The sequence below is a fragment of the Noviherbaspirillum humi genome (assembly GCF_900188095.1).
Lineage (GTDB): Bacteria > Pseudomonadota > Gammaproteobacteria > Burkholderiales > Burkholderiaceae_D > Noviherbaspirillum > Noviherbaspirillum humi.
In genome coordinates this window covers 1-6,228 of sequence record NZ_FZOT01000038.1, presented here as the reverse complement: position 1 = coordinate 6,228, position 6,228 = coordinate 1, and the positions used below count along the sequence as shown (strand labels likewise).

Sequence of the window (6,228 nt, the reverse complement as noted above, 5' to 3'; positions counted from 1 at the left end):
GCCGGAACCGCCGGACAGGATGACTGGACACAGCTTGCTGGACATTGTTTTTCTTCCTTGTTGAGGATTTTGCTTTTCGGCGGGTGTGTACTGGGGTGTCGATGGCGTATCGAGCAATTGCCGGAAAGGATAACTTAGGCTTGCTTAACGCGCTAGCAGACAAACCCAAAAACCAGTGGCCAGGGCCAGTGCAATGTCGTCGAAGTGAGGGGCTTGGTCGGCAGATGAGGGAAAACAAAACAGCCGCCTGGCGGGCGGCTGTTTTAAGACAGGAATTGCCTAGATGTGATTCATGCGGCGCAAAAGCATTGGGTCCCTTCATGCATTCAACTGATTCCGGCGGCGTACCCACATGAAGCCCATGATGCCAATGGCCAGCAAGCTCAAGGGACCGGGTTCGGGGACATTGGTGTTCCTGCCGTCGCGCACAAGGATGTCGAGGTGAGAAAGCCCCGGAATTTGGCCGCCATTGTTTTTGAAGCTGATCGTATAGCTTCCGTTATTGCTGGTATCGAGAAGAATGTCATCGAAGAAGTAAGCGGCATCGACGTTTCCGCCATTCAAAACACCAAGGAGGTCGAAAGTGGCCGGCAGGTTCAACGGAGCACTCGGATTCGTATCCGTGAGGTTCAGGGTGAAGGTGTTGTTGCCAAGCGCACTAAGCGCAAACTGGATGCCGTTGAAAATATTATTGCCTTCGGTCGAGCCACCCCCTGCGTCGTCCTTTACCACCCCGGTCCATCCGCCGCCAAAAAAGTTAGAGGAATTGTTGTTGACGTAAGTTTGCATGGTGGCGAGGCTGCTGCTGCCCGAATCGAAAGTCCCAAAGCAGTTCGTCGCGCTGATTGAATTAATCACCATGTCAGTCGTATTCAGTCCTCCACTTGGAGGCGTACTGCCAGTGCCGCAGGCAGCAGCATACGAGCTGCCGGCGCAAGCAAGAATCGATACTGCCAATATAGCCTTCAGACCTTTTGCGAATCTCATGCTTTCCTCCGGATGGTTGGGTGAGCCCACGAAAACCAATCTCGAGGATAGCAACGAATGTGCCAAAATTTTAATCACCACAGAAACAATAACTTATATGATTCCAAATTCTTTTTATACGAAATCTGACAATTTTATCGACTTGATAACTATCAAGGGCCAATGCCTCAAGGAAATTATGTGCCCCAATGGTTTCCGAACAAGCACAGTGAATAAGCCGCGTGTCTGCGTAGACTGTCTAGGAATTGAAAAGCGAAGTCACAGACGACTGAAGCGCTTCAAAGGTGTGTTTTCTACCTTGATAAAAGTGGGTAGCTAAGCTGGGTTAGGTCTACCCAGTTCAAGGTATCGGGAAGCGACCCATCATAGGTGAAATCCATCGAAGCACATTCTTATCCATCGACCTTTCAACGCCCTCCGTTGAATAGATATTGTTTTCTCTGGCCTTGATGGCGGTCTAGGGGGGCGTAGGCCACTTGGGTACTCGAAACCATCGGTGCGCCGACCACCAAAAATCGAACCGAACTGTAGTCTGGCAAAGAGCCTTGAACGGCATTGGGCGTCGGTTTTCTTTACATACCCATTGATTTTTCTCTACGAATTCTATATATACTATTGAATAATAAGGAAAAATTATTTTGGCACAGGGATTGCTTATATTGCGCCGTGTTCAACAGGGAGACCGCCATGTCATACAAAACTACCACCGCCAAACTGATCGCCACAGCAGTTCTCGCATGCAGTTCCATGGCTGCGCAAGCAACTACTATCGCTACGACCACCTGTGTTTCAGAGTGCGGAGTCGTAGCTAACGCATCTAAAAATTTTGTGCTTGATGCAAGCGCTTATTTGGCAAACCTGATTGCCGGCTTTCCGGGTGCAAGCTGGGCAATCGATACCGCGACGGTTTTTCTGAAGTTGACGGATCCTAACGGTGGACAAGAAACGGTCAAATACACATTTGGATTTGGTGATAATAAGCAAATTTATACTGGTAGCAATTCCAACGATGTCCCAAATGGCAATAATTCTACTTATATCGTCCCAGATATCGGTATCGCCCTGACAACGTCCATGGTTGACCTTGTCGACGACGGAAAATTGCATGTCTCGTTGTCTGCAACCGAGGGTAGCTACAGCTTTGTCAGTGCTTATATCGACGCTGGTGTACGTGTAGTGCCAGAGCCTGGCACGGTTGCTCTGGTCGGCTTGGGAATGCTGGGTTTGGCCCTGCGTCGTCGTAAGATCGGATAATCGTTCTAACTAAGCCCGTTAAAGGTAGGGCTGATCGTCTCTGCCTTGGGCTTGCAAAGCAATTGAGCCCGTCAACTACAATGATGTTGTAGTTGACGGGCTCGTCAATTTTCCAGTTTCCTGCGTTGACAAAAATTCCCCTATCTTCGACATCAGGCTACGCTGCATAGCAAGGTCTGCGTCGTGCCTTAGTTATTAAAACTTTAGTTCAAGAAAGTATGTTCACTTCTTAAGCGAGCGGGAGTCTTTCTGAAGTTTGGGTCGCAACCAAATAAAACTTTACAGCTTGAATGGAGCGTGACGGATAACGCACGCGGTTTGCAATCCATGATTGGAGTGGATTTGAATGCCGCCAAGCTTGGAGGTGAGGAGCGCAGTCCTTAAGACATGCGCTCCAACTTCAGCAGGCGCTAATGCCTTAGCAGCTGAGACCCAATAATCTGCACGCCGAGCCCCGTCGTTTCCTTGTTCTGCTCAATGCGAACGACTTTGCCTATGCACTTTCGTTCTATGCCGCCGTGTGGGCCAGGCATAAAAAAGGTGAAGTCGATGATTTCAGATTCAATCGATTCGATCTTGCTGGTTTCGATATAGCAGCCGGAAGCACTGATATCTCGGGTGACTCCCTCAGCGAATCCCAAAGAAACCGGAAACTGAAGATTGAATCGCTGCTCGGACCGCTGATTTGTGAAGCGCTCGGATTGTGTATTCATCGGTATGTGTTGAATGCGATGCTTAATTTAGAAGTTTTTGTCTTGACCAATCAATGACTTGTTACGCATCAACCTCAGTCTAAAGATTATCCTTGATGCTTATCAATGTCAATGAATTTGGAGGTATTTGAGGAGGAAATTGGCGTCATCAGCCGTCTTTTTGCCTCGTTCAAACATTGTTTGAGTATTTCTCAAACGCAGATCGCAAATCGATGGCTGATCGATAAGCGGCGGCAGTCTCGAATTGATTTATTTTGGCTAAGCACCCATGTAAAACCGCAGTCGTCGCCAGCCACCAATATCTTCAAGTCGGCTTTTTCTATTCGTTGCGCTGCCTCCTGCTGCGTGCCCATCAGGCAAGCCCAACAGCAAGGACGGGCGCGGCCCATGCATGTCTTGATCGATCTCACCGCTGGCATTGGACGTGACATCGACGTTGATCGCTCACACCTAGCGACAGCCCGATATCAGACGTACGCGACCGTTGCCTGCTTCCCGGCAATTTCTCGCTTCGGCCAATCATTCGCCGGTAACGCCGCAGGCGTTGCAGACGTATACGCCGCCATTGCAAACAATGAGAAGCCGATAAAAGCCTCTGGTGCACCATTGGCAGGATTGAGTGCCTATCCAAGCCTGCCGCTTGCTGCTAGGTCACGAACCTTATTACGGATAGGCCCTGCGAGGCCAGCAAACGCTGTCACGGTAAGCGTTCGATCAATGCTTGATGAGCAAAGTCTGCAAAGGGTTGTTTGTTTGCTGGGGCGCAAGAGCTGACGCACTTCGGTCGGCAAAATATCGCTAGCAAGACAACCGCTTACGCGGCCCAGGCCAAGCAGCGCTCCGACGCAGTAGAAGTACGATACTACGCCGTCGCCGCTTGACTTCCGTCAACAATCGCCAGACAAGGTGTCGATACATGCATCAACCCAAGATCTATGTCGCCGGCCATCGCGGCATGGTAGGCGCGGCCATCGTGCGGCGGCTGAAGCAGATGGGGCAGGAGAACATCGTGGTCCGCACGCATGCGGAACTCGACCTCACCAACCAGGCGGCGGTCAACGACTTCTTCGCCCGCGAAAAACCGGATCAAGTCTACCTGGCGGCGGCCAAGGTGGGGGGCATCCACGCCAACAATACCTATCCGGCCAGCTTCATCTACGACAATCTCATGATCGAGGCCAACGTCGTCAGTGCGGCGCATCGTCAGGGCGTGCACAAGCTGCTGTTTCTGGGTTCCAGCTGCATCTATCCGAAGATGGCGGCGCAGCCGATGACCGAAAGCGCCTTGCTGACCGGCACCCTGGAATCCACCAACGAGCCGTACGCAATCGCCAAGATCGCCGGCATCAAGCTGTGCGAATCCTATAACCGCCAGTACGGCACCGACTACCGCAGCGTGATGCCGACCAATCTCTACGGTCCCGGCGACAACTATCACCTCGCCAACAGCCACGTGCTGCCAGCGATGATCCGCAAGTTCCACCTGGCCAAGCTGGCCATGCAGCGAGACCTCGCCGGCATCATCGATGACGAGCGCCGCCATGGCGAGATTCCGGCCGACATCAAGGTCATGATCGGTCTCGATCCGGAAGCGCCGATCACAACGGATTCGAAACTGAAGCCGCGCGAGACCGTGACCCTGTGGGGCACCGGCACGCCGTACCGCGAGTTTCTGCATGTGGATGACATGGCTTCGGCCAGCGTGCATGTGATGAACCTGGAGCCGGCGGTGTACCAGTCCTGCACAGAGCCGATGCTCAGCCACATCAACGTCGGCTATGGTTCCGACCTCACGATACGCGAGGCGGCGCGCACGGTGGCGGAGATCGTCGGCTTCGAGGGGCAGATCGCGTTCGACGCCAGCAAGCCCGACGGCACGCCGCGCAAGCTGATGGACAGCTCGCGCCTGGCGCGGCTGGGCTGGCACGCCAGCATTTCTCTCAAGGATGGCCTGTCCCAGGCTTACGCCGAATTCCTGGCGCGCTGATGTCGCCCACTTACCAAGAAAGACGATACATGACCACTAACAACAAAGTCGCCCTGATCACTGGCGTCACCGGACAAGACGGTGCCTATCTGGCCGAACTGCTGCTCAACAAGGGCTATGAAGTGCACGGCATCAAGCGCCGCAGCTCGCTGTTCAACACCGACCGCATCGACCACCTGTACCAGGACCCGCACGAGCCGGAAGTGCGCTTCAAGCTGCACCACGGCGACCTGACCGATTCCACCAGCCTGATCCGCATCATCCAGCAGGTGCAGCCCGACGAGATCTACAACCTCGCCGCCCAGAGCCATGTGGCGGTGTCATTCGAAGAACCGGAGTACACCGCCAATGCCGACGGCATGGGCGCGCTGCGCATCCTGGAGGCGATCCGCATCCTTGGTTTGGAGAAGAAGACCCGTTTCTACCAGGCATCCACGTCCGAGCTATATGGCCTGGTGCAGGAGATTCCGCAAAAGGAGACCACGCCGTTCTACCCGCGCAGCCCGTATGCGGTGGCCAAGCTGTATGCGTACTGGATCACGGTCAACTACCGCGAGGCGTACGGCATCTATGCCTGCAACGGCATCCTGTTCAACCATGAGTCGCCGCTGCGGGGCGAGACCTTCGTCACTCGCAAGATCACCCGGGCGGTCAGCCGCATTGCCCTCGGGCTGCAGGACTGCCTGTACCTGGGCAATCTGTCGGCCAAGCGCGACTGGGGCCATGCCCGCGACTACGTCGAGATGCAGTGGCTGATGCTGCAGCAGGACAAGCCGGAAGACTTCGTCATCGCCACCGGCGTGCAGTACAGCGTGCGCGAGTTCGTCCAGATCGCCGCAGCCGAGCTCGGCATCACGATTGCCTGGGAAGGGCAGGGCGAGAAGGAGACCGGCATCGTCGCCGCCGTGGCCAACCCGGAGGTGAAGTGCCGCGTCGGCGATGTGGTGGTGAAGGTCGACCCGCGCTACTTCCGTCCGACCGAGGTGGAAACCCTGCTGGGCGATCCGACCAAGGCGCACCAGAAACTGGGCTGGAAGCCGCGCACCTCGTTTGCGGAGCTGGTGAAGGAAATGGTGCTGGCCGACCACAGCGCGGCGAAGCGCGACGACCTGGTGCGCAATGCCGGCTATCGCGTCTACAGCCACCACGAGTAATTTGGTTTTGGACGGCGCTACGCCGTCCGCATTGGTTCAAGCAGCCGCCGCCTTTGCGGCATACAAGCATCGAAAGGAAGTGTGATCCATGTCCAGCAAGCTGTGTCCAGTCATCCTGTCCGGCGGTTCCGGT

Annotated in this window: 6 protein-coding genes; 4 read left to right on the top strand and 2 right to left on the bottom strand. The window is 54.6% G+C overall.

Annotated features, from left to right (window positions below; all coding sequences use genetic code 11):
* Positions 1 to 318: 318 nt before the first annotated feature.
* Positions 319 to 987 carry a PEP-CTERM sorting domain-containing protein gene (locus CHB88_RS23930; protein WP_089401875.1) on the bottom strand — a complete coding sequence of 223 codons (669 nt, stop codon included), beginning with the start codon at positions 985 to 987 and terminating at the stop codon, positions 319 to 321.
* 687 nt (positions 988 to 1,674) lie between these two features.
* Here CHB88_RS23930 and CHB88_RS23925 point away from each other — a divergent pair.
* A complete protein-coding gene (locus tag CHB88_RS23925; RefSeq protein WP_143131468.1) occupies positions 1,675 to 2,241 on the top strand; it encodes a PEP-CTERM sorting domain-containing protein in 567 nt (188 codons plus the stop codon).
* A gap of 410 nt (positions 2,242 to 2,651) precedes the next feature.
* On the opposite strand, the gene CHB88_RS23920 is transcribed toward CHB88_RS23925, so the two are convergent.
* A complete protein-coding gene (locus tag CHB88_RS23920) occupies positions 2,652 to 2,954 on the bottom strand; it encodes a PilZ domain-containing protein (RefSeq protein ID WP_089401873.1) in 303 nt (100 codons plus the stop codon).
* A 111-nt stretch (positions 2,955 to 3,065) separates the two neighbouring features.
* On the opposite strand from CHB88_RS23920, the gene CHB88_RS24960 reads away from it, so the two are divergent.
* The 3 genes from CHB88_RS24960 to gmd all read left to right on the top strand — a co-directional run bounded on the left by CHB88_RS24960 (position 3,066) and on the right by gmd (position 6,095).
* Complete coding sequence (locus tag CHB88_RS24960) at positions 3,066 to 3,728, top strand: hypothetical protein (RefSeq protein WP_143131467.1); 663 nt, start codon at positions 3,066 to 3,068, stop codon at positions 3,726 to 3,728.
* A gap of 142 nt (positions 3,729 to 3,870) precedes the next feature.
* Positions 3,871 to 4,941: a GDP-L-fucose synthase family protein gene (locus CHB88_RS25760; protein ID WP_089401872.1), complete on the top strand. Its 1,071-nt coding sequence runs from the start codon at positions 3,871 to 3,873 to the stop codon at positions 4,939 to 4,941.
* A 29-nt stretch (positions 4,942 to 4,970) separates the two neighbouring features.
* Entirely contained in the window at positions 4,971 to 6,095 is a 1,125-nt protein-coding gene (gene gmd / locus CHB88_RS23910; protein WP_089401871.1) for a GDP-mannose 4,6-dehydratase, read from the top strand.
* Positions 6,096 to 6,228: the final 133 nt, after the last annotated feature.